Annotated in this window: 1 protein-coding gene; it reads left to right on the top strand. The window is 65.1% G+C overall.

What is annotated here, in order from left to right:
- Positions 1–248: cupin domain-containing protein (locus tag EU805_RS17295; protein WP_129765212.1), on the top strand; the 248-nt coding region annotated here is incomplete at its 5' end.
- Between the last annotated feature and the right edge of the window lie 7 nt (positions 249–255).

Here is a 255-nt window from a genome sequence, read left to right as displayed (position 1 = left end):
CCCTGTCGCTGCAAAGCCACCACCACCGCTCGGAGCACTGGATCGTGGTCGAGGGCACGGCGCAGGTGACGATCGACGAGACGGTAAAGCTGATCTCGGAAAACGAGAGCGTCTATATCCCCCTCGGTACCCGCCACCGGCTGGAGAACCCCGGCAAGCTGCCGATGGTGCTGATCGAGGTGCAGACCGGCGCCTACCTGGGCGAGGACGACATCCAGCGCTTCGAGGATGTCTATGCCCGCGACTGAGCCGGCG

Source organism: Salipiger sp. IMCC34102, from assembly GCF_004145405.1.
In the GTDB taxonomy this organism is placed as follows: domain Bacteria; phylum Pseudomonadota; class Alphaproteobacteria; order Rhodobacterales; family Rhodobacteraceae; genus Loktanella.
The sequence above is the reverse complement of the archived record's forward strand: the minus strand, read 5'-3'. Positions and strand labels throughout refer to the sequence as shown.